The sequence below is a fragment of the Vibrio inusitatus genome, assembly GCA_024346935.1.
GTDB classification, from domain to species: Bacteria; Pseudomonadota; Gammaproteobacteria; order Enterobacterales; family Vibrionaceae; genus Vibrio; species Vibrio inusitatus.
This window is the reverse complement of sequence record AP024879.1, coordinates 1,519,845-1,533,675: the sequence shown is the minus strand read 5'-3', so window position 1 is coordinate 1,533,675 and position 13,831 is coordinate 1,519,845. Positions and strand designations below refer to the sequence as shown.

Below are 13,831 nucleotides of genomic sequence, written 5' to 3'. Positions count from 1 at the left end.
ATCCATTCCTTGAAACCTGAAATTTTTGTCGAACTTTTGTGCGCAACCTTCAAAACATCGTTGTCTGGCTATGCCGTCAACTGCAGTGATTGCTCATGCTCTACTTTGCCTAGTTGTCTATCTGACAGTTGACCAAGCCACTCCATTTGCTCAGCAACTGACACAACTTTGCCCACCACGATCAATGCTGGAGACTGAATTTGATGTTGTTGTTTAAGGGAAGTTAACTGGTGAAGTTTGCCGATAAGTACACGCTGTTTAGGGGTACAGCCATTCTCGATGAAAGCAACTGGGGTATTAGCTGATAATCCACCCTGAATCAGTTTCTCCATCAACATGTCCGTTTTGCTAAGCCCCATATAAAAAACGAGGGTTTGCTTTAATTGAGCCAGTGCATCCCAGTTAATATCGAGTTCTTTATCTGCGTGAGCAGTGATAAAGGTGCAGCCCTGAGCCAAGCCGCGGTGCGTAAGAGGAATATCCGCATAACTAGTGCAACCTGAAGCGGCGGTAATGCCCGGTATGACATCCACTTCTACTCCTTGTTTTGCCAGCATCAGCATTTCTTCACCGCCGCGCCCAAACACAAAAGAGTCTCCGCCTTTCACTCGACAAACATCTTTACCTTCAAGTGCAGCATTAAGAAGTAAGGTATTAATCTGCTCTTGCGTTGCGCAGTGCATGCCTTTAGATTTTCCTACAAACACCTTCTCTGAACCCTCTGGAAACAAGGCTCGGATTTCATGACTCACCAAATTGTCATACATGATAAATCGAGCTTGTTGTATAGCTCTGCTCGCTTTTACCGTTAGTAAGTCAGGGTCACCAGGCCCTGCTCCAACTAAGGTTACTCGACCTAGATATTTGCTTTGTATTCCCATTACTTCACTCCTAGATCTGGTCGCTATGACTTCTTATCACTACTACCAAATTTTTATTCGCCTCTGTACCAACTCCTGCAAATTGGAGGCCAATAAATTGATCCAAGACAAAAATAAAATTTAATTACCATTAATAACAACAAGTTAACCTATAAACCCCCAGTAACAACTCTGCATGATTTTCATACAGAGAAATATAAAGCTTCAATTTCTGACCATTCGCAGTGCAAAACTGATCAAATTGGTGCAAAAGCAAACGTAATAAGCATTTATTAATAAATAATCGCTACCACTTTAGAGGTAGTGATATTTATAACTTACTATTTTTAAAGTATTTATTTTAAATAGTTTCTTTTTTGAGGCTTTGGTTTGTTTTTTGCAAGGTAAAGAATATTGAAGCTTAAGACATGAAAGGGAATCCCCATGGCTGAACATAATGAAGGATGGATCAAAACCACTTGTGCGTACTGTGGTGTTGGTTGCGGAATTGAAGCCAGACCGAAGCATTCGGGTGAGCTTGAGATACGAGGAGATAAGGAACATCCCTCAAACTATGGAAAGCTATGCACCAAAGGCATAGCGCTAGGAGAAACGGTGATTCATGATGGCCGCCTTTTGTCTCCTACGTTAAAAACAAGTCATGGCAATAAAAAGTTATCATGGGAAGCCGCTACCACTATGGTCGCAGAAAAGTTTACACAAACTATCCAAGAGTACGGCTCTGATTCGGTGGCATTCTATGTTTCAGGACAACTGTTAACCGAAGATTACTATGTCGCAAACAAGCTGATCAAAGGCTTTATGGGAACCGCTAATATCGACAGCAACTCGCGTCTTTGTATGGCTTCATCTGTTGTAGGGCACAAACGAGCCTTTGGTAGCGATACGGTTCCTGTTTGCTATGAAGATATAGAACAAGCAGAGATGGTTGTGATTGTGGGGTCAAATCTAGCATGGTGCCATCCGGTATTATTTCAACGACTCCGTGCGGCCAAACAAGAAAACCCTTCGCTAAAGATAGTGGTTATTGACCCAAGAAAGACCGATACCTGTGAGATCGCCAATACACACCTGCCAATAGAATCAGGTTCAGATGTGGCTTTATTTAACGGCCTACTCTCGCATCTTATCGAGTTAGACGAGTTGGATCACGAGTTTATCTCATCACACACGGACCATTTTGATGAGACTATTAAAGCAGCACTTGCGCAGCAAGATATAGAAGAAATCACTGGGCTTACATCGCAACAGTTAATTCAATTTTATAGTGACTTTTCCAGTTCAGATAAGGTAGTCACGATTTACTCGCAAGGAGTAAATCAGTCCAGCAGTGGCTCAGATAAAGTGAACTCAATTCTCAATTGCCATCTTGCCACTGGGAAAATAGGTAAAGTCGGCTGTGGACCCTTCTCAGTCACCGGACAACCTAACGCTATGGGCGGTCGAGAGATTGGGGCATTAGCAAATACCCTTACCGCACATATGGAGTTTGATAACCCAGAACACTTGCAGCTGGTCAGTGATTACTGGCAGACAGATACACTAGCCACAAAACCCGGTCTAAAGGCCATCGACATGTTTGATGCCATAGACTCAGGGAAAATAAAAGCTGTATGGATCATGGCTACTAACCCTATGGTCAGTTTGCCAAATTCCGACAAGATACGGTCTGCACTGGAAAAGTGCCCATTGGTGGTCGTCTCAGATTGCATTGCTGATACCGAGACCAGTCGCTTGGCTGACGTCGTTCTTCCTGCCCAAGGTTGGAGTGAGAAATCAGGGACTGTCACTAATTCCGAGCGCCGAATTTCCAGACAGCGACGAATTTTGCCTAGCCCGGGAGAAGCGAAACCTGATTGGTGGATCATCAGCCAAGTTGCGCAGAAGATGGGGTTTAGACAAGCCTTTGATTACATACATGAGGGGGAGATATTTGCTGAATACGCCAAGCTAACTACTCTAGGAAATGACAACTTTGAACGCGACCTTAATTTAATTGGGTTAACGCAACTTGACGATAAAGGTTATAGCCAGTTAAAACCTCAGCAATGGCCGGTTACAGAACTTCAAGATAAGGTTATTAATCAACGACTGCTCAGTAATGGCTTGTTTTATACCCCTAATAAACGAGCTCGATTTGTTCCTGTCAGTTACCAAGCTGCATTAGCCAAAACAGATGATACACATCCATTAATCCTGAACAGTGGTCGAGTTAGAGATCATTGGCATACTATGTCCAGAACGGGTTTGTCACCTAAATTGGCGGAGCACACCTGCGAACCCTTTGTTCAACTGCACGCTGATACCGCCACAAAATATCACATCTTAGACGGCCAATTGGCTAAAGTATCAAACCAGCAAGGGGAGGCATTAGTGCGAGCTAAAGTCACATCGGATATCGCTCCATCGCAGCTATTTATGCCAATACATTGGAACGAGACTACCTCGAAAAATAGTAAGCCTTGCACGCTAATTGCTAACACCACCGACAAATTGTCGGGGCAACCTGAATTCAAGCATTCCGCCGTCGCAATTTCTGCATTTACCACTGTCAGTTGCGCTGTGTTTATTTCTAATGGCACTGTGGCTTTAGACAACATCGACTACTGGGCACGACAAAAGGTGGCAGGTGGCTATTTGTATAGAATTGAATCCACCTTACCCGTGAGTGAACTTGCAACCATTTTAAAAGAGCATCTAAAAGTCGATGGCCAACGCCTTATTAGTGCTGAATCACATAACGGTAAAGCGCAATGGTTGGTTTTAGACAATAAAAAAACAACTCAACTACTATCCGTTCAAAAAGGATTTGAGGAGGAGGAGATTACAACGTTAATTGAGTTGTATGTGCAATCTGATGAGCCAGCGAATGCTTCGAATATCATTCAAACTCTGGCAAGTGACTCACATAGCTTAACGCCGGCATAGCAATGTAGACATAGCTAAGCGCCTGTAGTTGCAACTTGTGGAGTGGCTTGGCTGTAACTAACTAAACTTTTTCTGATTCCGGCGCGTACAAAAAAGTAATCAAAGCAACGCCTTATTCAAATGATTAACTATACTTTGGGCTACACCTGTCAAACTCTCTCGTTCGTTCGAATAGAGAATCGGAAAAGGATTTACACCGATGAAACTGCTGTTACTAGCAATACTGGGATTAAGCACAACCGCCTTTGCGCAAGAAGATGCGCAGTTCGAAGTAGGCAAAGCCAAAGCCAAAGTCTGTATGACCTGTCATGGCGAAGATGGGATTTCCACACTTGACCCCTACCCCAACCTTCGCGGTCAAAAGATGGGCTACCTTGTTTCCTCTTTAAAAGACTACAAAGCACGAGAAAGAACCAGTGGATTGGCGATCTTAATGCAGCAACAAGCAGATGCCCTCACCGATCAAGATATTGAAGATATCTCGTACTACTTCTCGCAACTTGGTCAAGACACTCAGCCGTAAAGGACTCTCTGATGGAAAACGAAACCACGGTGTACAGCACCAAGGTCGTCAAATACTTCGTTGTGGCGTCCGTAATTTGGTCAGTAGTTGGTATGTTCATCGGCGTAATACTCGCTGCCCAACTCTATTGGCCCATTCTCAACTTTGACTCAGAATATTTCCAATTTGGTCGCTTGCGTCCACTGCACACCTCCGGCGTTATTTACGGATTTGTCGTTAACGTCTTGATGGGAGCGTCTTTATACATTGCGCAGCGGACCGGACAATGTGGCTTATTCAATAAAAGCCTCGCCTGGATGGTATTTTGGGGATGGCAGTTGGTGTTATTACTTGCGCTTTTATCTCTCCCATTAGGGTACACCACATCAAAAGAATACGCTGAACTAGAATGGCCAATCGATTTACTCATCGTACTGGTGTGGGTGCTCTACGCCATCCTTTTCTTTGGTACTTTAGCAAAGCGTAAGGTTAATCATATTTTCGTGGCAAACTGGTTTTTTGCCGCGTTTATTATCGTTATTGCCCTAATATTCGTCGTCAATAACTTAGCGCTTCCTGCGTCAATGATGAAGTCATACTCTGTATTTGCCGGAGCTCAAGATGCCATTGTCCAGTGGTGGTGGGGTCACAATGCGGTAGGCTTCCTTCTAACCGCTGGTGTTATAGGTATGAACTACTATTTCATTCCTAAGGTAGCTGAACGACCAATCTATTCGTATCGTCTTTCTATCATTCACTTCTGGGGATTGGTCGGCTTCTATACATGGGCGGGGACTCATCACCTCATCTACTCTTCTGTACCTATATGGGTGCAAAACATCGGTATCGTGATGTCGCTGATCCTGTGGTTACCTTCTTGGGGTGGCGCATTCAACAGTGCAATGACTCTGCTTCAAAACAAAGAGAAGTTAAAGAATGACTACATCATGCTGTTTTTCTTTTCTGCCATTCTTTACTACTGCTTAGCGACATTCGAAGGTCCATTGCTGGCGATTCGCTGGTTCAACATGCTCGCTCACAATACAGAGTGGATTATCGGCCACGTACACTCCGGAGCTCTAGGTTGGGTTGGAATGTCCGGCATTGCTGTTTTTTACTACTTCATTCCGAAACTGTGGGGCAAAGATAAACTGTACTCTACACGCCTTATAAAATGGCATTTCTGGCTTGCTCATGCCGGCGTTGCTATCTATGCCATTGCTCTATGGGTTGCTGGAATCGGCGAGGGTTACATGTGGCTCGCACAAAGCGAAAATGGCGAACTGGTTTACAGCTTCGTCGAAGCTATGGATTTCAAAGCGCCATGGTTGTTCCTCAGATTCTTCGGTGGGGCACTGTTTGTACTTGGCCTGCTACTGATGGTGTACAACCTTTACAAGACAGTCAAAATGCCCGAGTTAGTGCTTAAAAGGGAGGCAGCATAATGAGTAAAGACTTCACTCAATCTGTCGTAATTCTCATCATTGCGACCATCGTTGTTGCTTCCTTCTCTATTTTGGTTCTTATTGTACCCAATATTGTTCGAGGTCCCGAGATCGCTGCAAATAGCATGGCAAAACCACTCACAGCCGTAGAAGTGGCCGGTAGAGATATTTATATCAGCGAGGGCTGTCATGTGTGTCACACACAAATGGTACGCCCCTTAGAGCCTGAGGTTAAACGCAACGGCAGAGCAAACCAAGAGCCAGATGATATCTATGAATTCCCTAATCTTTGGGGATCAAAACGTACAGGTCCCGATCTAACTAACTTAGGAAGAAAATACTCAGATCAGTGGCATGTACTGCATCTGGTTAATCCTAGAGATGTTATACCTACCTCTATCATGCCCTCTTACCCATGGCTGTTTGAACAAAAACTTTCGGGCGATGATATTACTGGCAAAATGCTTACTCTTCGCACGCTAGGCGTGCCATATAGTGAAGATGATATAGCCAATGCTCGCTTGCAGGTACGCGGAAAAACCAAAGGCGAAGTATTGATTCGTTATCTGCAAAGTCTTGGCGTTGATACGGCAGAAGGAGTAACTCAATGAGTAATTTCTGGAATTTATGGGCCGTTACCTGCACCGTCATTTTCTTTGCACTAATGGTGGGCATTGTCGTCAAATATTGGCGCAAAAATCATGAAGCGGATGCAAATAAGTCTCTAGCCACTTTTGATGGCATTGATGAAAATGACGCTCCACCGCCGAAGTTGTTGTTTATCTGCTATTTTGTCGCCTTTTCTATCTCAGTGGGATACTTAGTTCTGTATCCGGGACTCGGAAACTGGGAAGGTTTAGTTGACTGGGAGCAAAGTGACGACAAGTTAAGCGCCCCAAGTACCACATTAGACGAACAATTTGCGACGGTCACTGACACCTCATTAATGAGTCTTGCTCAAAATGAGGCTATAACTACCTCTGGGCGAATGTTGTTTCAAACCCACTGCGCAGCTTGTCACAGAGATAACGCCCAAGGCCAAAAGCACTTTCCTAATCTTATCGACAACGATTGGATGTATGGAGGGAGTGATAAGGCTATCATTCACTCTATTGAGAAAGGCCGAAATGGCGCAATGGCGGGTTATAACGAGGTCCTTAACGATGACGAAATTGCGAAACTCTCGTACTACCTAGCCTCTTTAAATCAACGACATTCCAATGTTCCAGCAGTAAAAGTAGAGCTAGGTAAACAACTCTTCACTCAATATTGTTCTGCCTGTCATGGTGACGGTTCAATCAGTAATCAAGAGCTTGGCGTGCCTGTTCTATCTGATGACACATGGCTTCACGGCGGCAGTATTGAAGAGATCCAACACACCATACGATTTGGTCTAAATAACGTCATGCCTGCATTTGAGGGGCAGTTGTCACACAACCAAACCCTAGCTATTGGCGCTATGCTCACTAAGTCTCGTCTAGATTGGGATGCGAAAATCGCAAGCTTAGACACCGACGCCATAGAACGCGGTGAATACCTAGCGCACGCTGGTGACTGTGTGGCATGTCATAGTGCCGAGGGTGGTGAGCCCTTTGCCGGAGGACTGCCATTTGTGACGCCTTTTGGTACCGTCTACTCCACCAATATCACGCCGCACGCAAGCGAAGGTATTGGAGAGTATGACTTTGAAAACTTTAAGGCAGCTCTGGTTGATGGTAAAGGCCGACACGGTTACCTCTATCCTGCTATGCCTTATACCTCTTATCAATATGTCACCGATCAGGACATGCTCGATATGTGGGAATACCTACAATCGATCACTGCAGTGTCTAGACGTAACGATGATAACAGCATGATCTTCCCATCAAATATCCGATTAGGACTACTTAGTTGGAACATTGTGTTTATGGATACGGATCCACTCTCCTATGAGGTTCCAGCTGAGATCAAAGAGAGCGTAGAAGATGTAGAAAAATGGCAAAAAGGTAAGTACTGGGTTGCCGGTTTAGGGCACTGCTCTGAATGTCACTCCCCACGAAACATTGCCCAAGCCATCATTGCTGACCGCATTTTCCAGGGTAATCTGATTGATGGATGGAACGCCCCTGATATTACCTCTAACGAGCTATATACCGATGGATGGGATGTAGAAGTATTGACTGATTTTCTACATACAGGACATTCCGCAAAAGGTACGGCTTTTGCTGGTATGGCTGATGTAGTGAAAAACAGCCTCAGTCTCATGACTAGAGACGATGTAGAGTCTATGTCTTACTACCTCATAAAAGGGGATACCAATAACTTCATTAGTGCTGATGCCGTGGTATTAAAACCCAAAGGGTTTGATGACAGTGCATACAACTCAGACATCTATCCTGTATACCAACAAACCTGTGGCGCTTGTCACGGTGAAGATGGCAAAGGTCGAGATCCGATAGCGCCTGCACTACTGGATAACGGTATTATCATGCATCGTGACCCGTTCAATACTATAGCGGTGACCGTACGAGGCTTAGAGCCAACCTACTTAGTCGAAGACAAAAACTTCATGCCTATGGCAAGTTTTGAAGATGTTTTATCAGACCAAAAGTTGGCTGAATTGATTACCTTCGTCCGTTATCACTTAGGAGCGAGAGACATCATAGTCACTGCTGAAGATGTAAAGGACGTACGAGAAACTCTTGAAAAAGCCGGTTATGCCGGTGGCGTACACACCACCCCAGATATGTACGACCAACGCGATAGAAACATTAATATCAAGTAGGTTCCTACTCAACTAACAGAAGGTCTCGGCAGTTTGTCGGGACCTTTTTTATATAAACCTTCTTCCTCAACAATATCTTCTATACTCAAGCGTCAGCCTAAAGAGTACCCAAGTTAATGAATGCTCAGCAAAAAACGTGCTTTTATTCCGTCTTTGCCCTCACCTTAACCCTTGGGTTTGCAGTAGATATCATGGTGCCTTCATTACCTGCAATCACTCAGCACTTTGGTGAAAGTACCCACTCTGGTAGCTTGATCGTATCGTCATACCTGATGGCTTATGCCGTTACTCAAGTGCTATCTGGTTATATCTCTGATGTTGTTGGCAGAAAGTGGCTTTGCTCCGTTAGCGCCATTTTATTTAGTGTCTCATTGTTTCTATGTGCGCACGCTTCGAGCCTCAATGAGATTATCATTCTTCGGGTAATACAAGGATTCTGCGCGGGATTTTTTGGCGTGATTGGGCGTGCAGTATTTGCAGACGTGTTCGAAGGTGAAGAGCTTAGCAAACACTTTGCGACATTAGGTTTAGTTTGGGCCTTAGGTCCTATAGTCGCCCCCTTTATTGGTGGGCATCTACAATCGTGGCTTGGATGGCAGTCGGTGTTCTATTTCCTTGCTGCAATGAGCGGTGTTATCAGCATCTTTGTCACTATTATGCTCACAGAAACTATCAAGACACGTATTAGCTTTAACCTTAATACTCTTATCGACAGTTACTCATATGTACTAACCAAAGATCAATTCATTAAGCTAACAATCGCTGCAGGGATGGTTTATGCCATCATTTCATCCTTCAATGTCTTTGCTACTTATATTTTTCAGGACGGCTTCAATAAATCCGCCGATTTCTATGGTCAGGTAAGCCTACTCATGGGACTGTTTTGGCTAGGAGGTCAATTATTCTATCGATGGTTGTTGACCAAAGCGATGTGGAATAAATACTGGTTGATGCGAATCTATGGGTTTGGGATAGGCAGCGGGATAGTGCTTGGAGTGTGTTATCTCATCTTAGGCGCACAGAGTTGGATGTTTATTGCGTTCCCTGCTGTCTGCTTCTTTACTGCTTCAATTATCTATATCCACACCTTTGTGTATGCTTTTTCACTGGTGTCGAAACAAGCAGGAACTGCAAGCTCAATGGTAGGCTGTATATCTGCCTTTGTGGCGGGAGCTACTCCAGCGATTACCGCTATGCTCCCTTTCGAGCCGACACAGATATTAATTGCTTCTATTGTCGTTCTATTTGTTGGGAACTTGGTTTTGAATTTGACGTCTATAAAGCAGCGGTATTCCAACTAAGTAAAACAAGGGCAACGTGCTGTTACCCTTTAGCGCATAAAAGAAAACTAATGACTACTTCACTCTCTCTAGTACCGATGAGTCGGTATGAGCAAATGATTTGTTATAGATATCAAGAGCTGTGGTTTGTGAGTACGTTAATGTATCCCCATCGACCTTGATGTTCATTGAAAAGTCTGTCGTAGAGGCATTGTTCAACATATAGTTTGATTCAGCGATGCCACGGTCAGAAACTTTAAGCGTCATCTCATTGCCTGCTGCACCCTCTGCCGTCACACAGGTCGTTCTAGGTACACAGAATGAGTTGTATACGATGTGATTGTCTTTATCGTAGATAAAATAGCCACGTTGATCATGAAACTTTGAATCATCCGCTTTTCGAAAGACTTCTTGCTTGTAATATAGAGCAACCAAGGTTTGATCACTGGCATTCACTGCATCTGCCGCAACTTCAAAGGTCATAACTTCATAAAAAGGGGTAATAGCAGGAGCCCCCTCACCTTGTGGAGTGCCCGTTTGAGCTGGTGATATATCTACACCACCACTTTCAACAGACTTCCAAGTTCCCACTAGTTGAGCTAAAGGACCAAAATCTAACCCATCAATAATGGTGTGGTCATGATCGGCCATAGATCCAAATGATGTCAAAAGTGAGAGCGCGACTATCGACTTAAATTTCATACTGCTTCCATTCTTTGATTAATAAACACTCTAATCAGAGTACGAAAGAAAATCTTAAATCTAATTAATCCATATCAACTATCGAAATGATAATCACTGTAATTTGCAACAAATTATTAATTAAAACAATCAATTAAATTACAGCTTCAAAGTGTAGTAACACTATCAGGAAGTAAAACATCTATTGCGATATATTCTTGCCAATTGAATAGTAAAAAACCGAAATAGCTAATACCACTGCAAAATAAGATCGACATAAAAAGTAGCAAAAATGTTGTGGTAATACGTTGTTTTAGCTTTCTAGAGACTAAAGTAAACACCGGAATGCCTATCAAAATAGGGGCCAACAGCGCCATACTGACTTGCCCATAGTTATTCCATGCTCTGAGGAATTTGCGAAGCCTCGGACGGAAATGAACCTGCTTCTGAAATGGTAAAGGTAGATGCAATACCGCACCAAAATACCAACCAAAAACACCAGCGGCCATTGCCGGAAGAACATTAAACATAAACATTTCCGGGTAACTCAAAGAAAGAAATCCGGCAAGTGCTGGGCCTGTATAGGTTTTCCAAACACTAAGTCCTATCATGGCAAGAGCAATCAACCAGTAAGAATCCGCGCCCACAGCGTTACTTCCTTATTTTGAACAAAGCTCTGTTAACGCGCTTTGAAAATGCAGTATCTTGCCTTCAACATTGGACTGGAACATGTTGTTAACCCAAGTAGGAATCGTACTCGCTACTCTATTACTGGCCTCTACATCCACTACTACTTCATCCTCAGATATCGGCTTCATCACAAAGCTGAACTGCGCCTCATCGACGAACATATTGTAGTTATATAAATGTTGTTCAACTGAGTAACTCGCAGGAATATGTGTCAGCAAGTTTAACTCTTTGACCTCAATATCAAAAGTAATGCTAAGTAGTCCTGCAGGACGCTTTCCTCTAAGTTGATCATCCACCAAAGAAAAGCTAGTTTTCCGATTAATCCTGTCGAGTATTTGAGGTGATGAAAAATCCAATTGTGAAATACACACTGAAGTCATCTTCGATAGAAACCGAGCGGTATAAAGCGTTTCATTTCGCTCGCCACTTTTACTAGTATCAAGCCAAACCTCACCACCACTTGGGCGGGCATTTGATTCAAACATTGATTCTTCAACATATAGCACATCGGATTCGTCGCTCATTGCCATAAACGGAATGGCCAGTATGCTTATTGCGCCTAAGAGTAATAACTTCAAAATAAATGCCCTTTCACTCTATGAATTATTGAGATATCTATGCCAGTTTTCATAGAGCTGATGATAGGTTTCTTCACAGGTGTCTTGTTGATCAGCTAGGTAGTCTTCTTCAATTTCATCAAGCAATCCTTTGTTCCTTTTTGGATCACTACCATATACCAAGCATAAAGTTGCAAAATAACGTTGTAAATTAAAACTATGCACACCAGCATACTCAGAAAAATCGTAATACTCTCCACCCGACTCTGATTCATAATCAAACATGTCTGCCGCATTCAAGGCGGCATCTTGACCATTCTCGAGATAATTGATCATCACAATCGTGGCAAGATTATCTACTGCATCTTCTTCCTTACCCAATATCGGTATAAGGTTATCTGCCACCAATGCGTGCCCGACCTCATGTAATAGGGTGTGCATCAAAGTATCTGTTACACCCTGATTGACCTCATTTTTGGGTCTATTTTTAGAGAAATAGTACTGGGATTCCAAAACAAAACTATAAGGTATATAGATGGAATGCTGCTCAGGATCGTAATAAGGTCCAGACGAATCAGGGCCATAAACTAGCGATATGGGTTGCTCAAATGGAAATAGCTGATTAACCAGTGAAATAAATTTTTCATTTACACCACTATCCAGAATAAGTTGATAGGCCTGTTGATCATCTTTGGATTTACGTTGCTGGTACTCAAGATCAACCAAGCTTTGAGACCAGCAAAGTGGGCTCACTAGCAACACACATAGAATTCCATTTCTAAACATTTATTTCTCAAAATAGTGAATTTACGACTAATGAATAAAGCGTAGGACCCTCTCCACACTCTGTCAGCATTTCAATTAAAATAAGTATTACAATGAGTTAACGAAGCAGTGTAAATGATATTTGATGCATAGAAAGCAAACATTTTCTGCAAATAAAAACATCTTATATTTGTATTACAATAATATTAAAATTGATAACTTCGATTTCACTTGTTCCATTAAAATACTGTCTTGATAAATTTCCCACAAAGTTTTATACACCATGGGGGGAATATGAAACTAAATACAACTCTGATCTTAATAGGGGCTATTGTCGTCTCTGGGTCTTCATTTGCTAGTGAAGCAAACAGTACTAGTGGTTGGTATGTCGGGGGTGGTGTCGGTAAACCTAACTTCGATGATGGTGGTTTTATCTCTTATTTAGGCAAGGAGTATTCAAGCAACATTCACACGTCTCTGGATGCGAAGGGAACGGCTTTTTCAATCTATGGGGGCTATATTTTTAATCGAATCATAGGTATCGAAACGTCCTACAACGACTATGGTAGCGCAGACATCAATATCAGCGGAGCCGCTCCATTTGTAGGCCAAAATATGTCACATGATTTCAAAGCTTTCTCGCCAAGATCACTCTCTGTCTCGGCCAATCTTGGGTACACCTTTGATAACGGACTACGTCCATTTGTAAAGCTCGGTGTCTCTGCGCTCGATCTTCAACAATCAGCTGATGTCGCCATCTTGGACAGCGATTCTGGCCCTGCTGGGCATTACGGAATTGGCTTAGACTACTCACCAATAACCGCTTTTCAGGGACTAACATTGCGAGTTGCCTATGAAGGAGATATCACAGAGATTGAAAATGTGACTATTCACAAAACAGAGTCGACATGGAACATGAGCATGCTCTATGGTGGTATTAGTTATAAATTTTAGCCAACAGTGATTAGAGAGTTTTGCAGCAATTAGTAGCGAAAGTTACTACTTGAACAATCATCCAAGTAGTCGCCCCTTTAGAGGGCGGCTGAATTGCTTAGCGCCAAATAAGTAAACTGTCTTGCTTTCCTTTACATACTCTTTCCTTACACCATAATTCCTATAATTATCAATAGATAGTCAGATTGATCTAGCTAAATACTCTTCCAAAAATCTAAAGCAATCATCATATCTGCGCAGAGGGATGCATGGCAGATTTATTAGTTAGTATAGAGGTATATATGGGTTCTTAGGAAAGAGACTACTTTACTAATTCTTACTTTAAAAATCGATATCAATAGGTTCAATTGAGCACCATAGCCTCACTCATAAAGTTACAGTGAG

The 13,831-nt window shown here is 42.9% G+C and carries 12 protein-coding genes; 7 read left to right on the top strand and 5 right to left on the bottom strand.

What is annotated here, in order from left to right; translation table 11 throughout:
* Window positions 1-68: 68 nt before the first annotated feature.
* Window positions 69-881, bottom strand: coding sequence for a uroporphyrinogen-III C-methyltransferase (gene cobA / locus OCU48_RS19630; protein WP_141346250.1), 813 nt, complete (start codon window positions 879-881; stop codon window positions 69-71).
* Window positions 882-1,304: 423 nt separating this feature from the next.
* On the opposite strand from cobA, the gene OCU48_RS19625 reads away from it, so the two are divergent.
* The 6 genes from OCU48_RS19625 to OCU48_RS19600 all read left to right on the top strand — a co-directional run bounded on the left by OCU48_RS19625 (window position 1,305) and on the right by OCU48_RS19600 (window position 9,821).
* Window positions 1,305-3,809 (top strand): molybdopterin oxidoreductase family protein, encoded by a 2,505-nt coding sequence (locus OCU48_RS19625; protein ID WP_141346249.1) that lies wholly within the window; start codon window positions 1,305-1,307, stop codon window positions 3,807-3,809.
* Between the two features lie 199 nt (window positions 3,810-4,008).
* Window positions 4,009-4,332, top strand: coding sequence for a c-type cytochrome (locus tag OCU48_RS19620; RefSeq protein WP_141346248.1), 324 nt, complete (start codon window positions 4,009-4,011; stop codon window positions 4,330-4,332).
* 11 nt (window positions 4,333-4,343) lie between these two features.
* A complete protein-coding gene (ccoN, locus tag OCU48_RS19615; RefSeq protein WP_141346247.1) occupies window positions 4,344-5,756 on the top strand; it encodes a cytochrome-c oxidase, cbb3-type subunit I in 1,413 nt (470 codons plus the stop codon).
* A complete protein-coding gene (locus tag OCU48_RS19610; protein WP_208727176.1) occupies window positions 5,753-6,367 on the top strand; it encodes a cbb3-type cytochrome c oxidase subunit II in 615 nt (204 codons plus the stop codon). Before ccoN ends, OCU48_RS19610 begins: the two co-directional genes overlap by 4 nt.
* Window positions 6,364-8,520 (top strand): c-type cytochrome, encoded by a 2,157-nt coding sequence (locus OCU48_RS19605; protein WP_141346245.1) that lies wholly within the window; start codon window positions 6,364-6,366, stop codon window positions 8,518-8,520. Before OCU48_RS19610 ends, OCU48_RS19605 begins: the two co-directional genes overlap by 4 nt.
* A 116-nt stretch (window positions 8,521-8,636) precedes the next feature.
* Entirely contained in the window at window positions 8,637-9,821 is a 1,185-nt protein-coding gene (locus OCU48_RS19600; RefSeq protein ID WP_141346244.1) for an MFS transporter, read from the top strand.
* A 54-nt stretch (window positions 9,822-9,875) separates the two neighbouring features.
* Here the strand turns inward: OCU48_RS19600 and OCU48_RS19595 are convergent, their stop codons facing one another.
* The 4 genes from OCU48_RS19595 to OCU48_RS19580 all read right to left on the bottom strand — a co-directional run bounded on the left by OCU48_RS19595 (window position 9,876) and on the right by OCU48_RS19580 (window position 12,514).
* Window positions 9,876-10,451: a heme-binding beta-barrel domain-containing protein gene (locus OCU48_RS19595; protein ID WP_208727174.1), complete on the bottom strand. Its 576-nt coding sequence runs from the start codon at window positions 10,449-10,451 to the stop codon at window positions 9,876-9,878.
* Window positions 10,452-10,648: 197 nt separating this feature from the next.
* Window positions 10,649-11,128, bottom strand: coding sequence for a hypothetical protein (locus OCU48_RS19590; protein WP_141346242.1), 480 nt, complete (start codon window positions 11,126-11,128; stop codon window positions 10,649-10,651).
* Between the two features lie 12 nt (window positions 11,129-11,140).
* Complete coding sequence (locus OCU48_RS19585; RefSeq protein ID WP_244312327.1) at window positions 11,141-11,749, bottom strand: hypothetical protein; 609 nt, start codon at window positions 11,747-11,749, stop codon at window positions 11,141-11,143.
* A gap of 18 nt (window positions 11,750-11,767) precedes the next feature.
* Window positions 11,768-12,514: a DUF4344 domain-containing metallopeptidase gene (locus OCU48_RS19580; RefSeq protein ID WP_141346241.1), complete on the bottom strand. Its 747-nt coding sequence runs from the start codon at window positions 12,512-12,514 to the stop codon at window positions 11,768-11,770.
* Window positions 12,515-12,787: 273 nt separating this feature from the next.
* On the opposite strand from OCU48_RS19580, the gene OCU48_RS19575 reads away from it, so the two are divergent.
* Complete coding sequence (locus OCU48_RS19575) at window positions 12,788-13,447, top strand: outer membrane beta-barrel protein (RefSeq protein ID WP_141346240.1); 660 nt, start codon at window positions 12,788-12,790, stop codon at window positions 13,445-13,447.
* The last annotated feature ends 384 nt before the right edge of the window (window positions 13,448-13,831 follow it).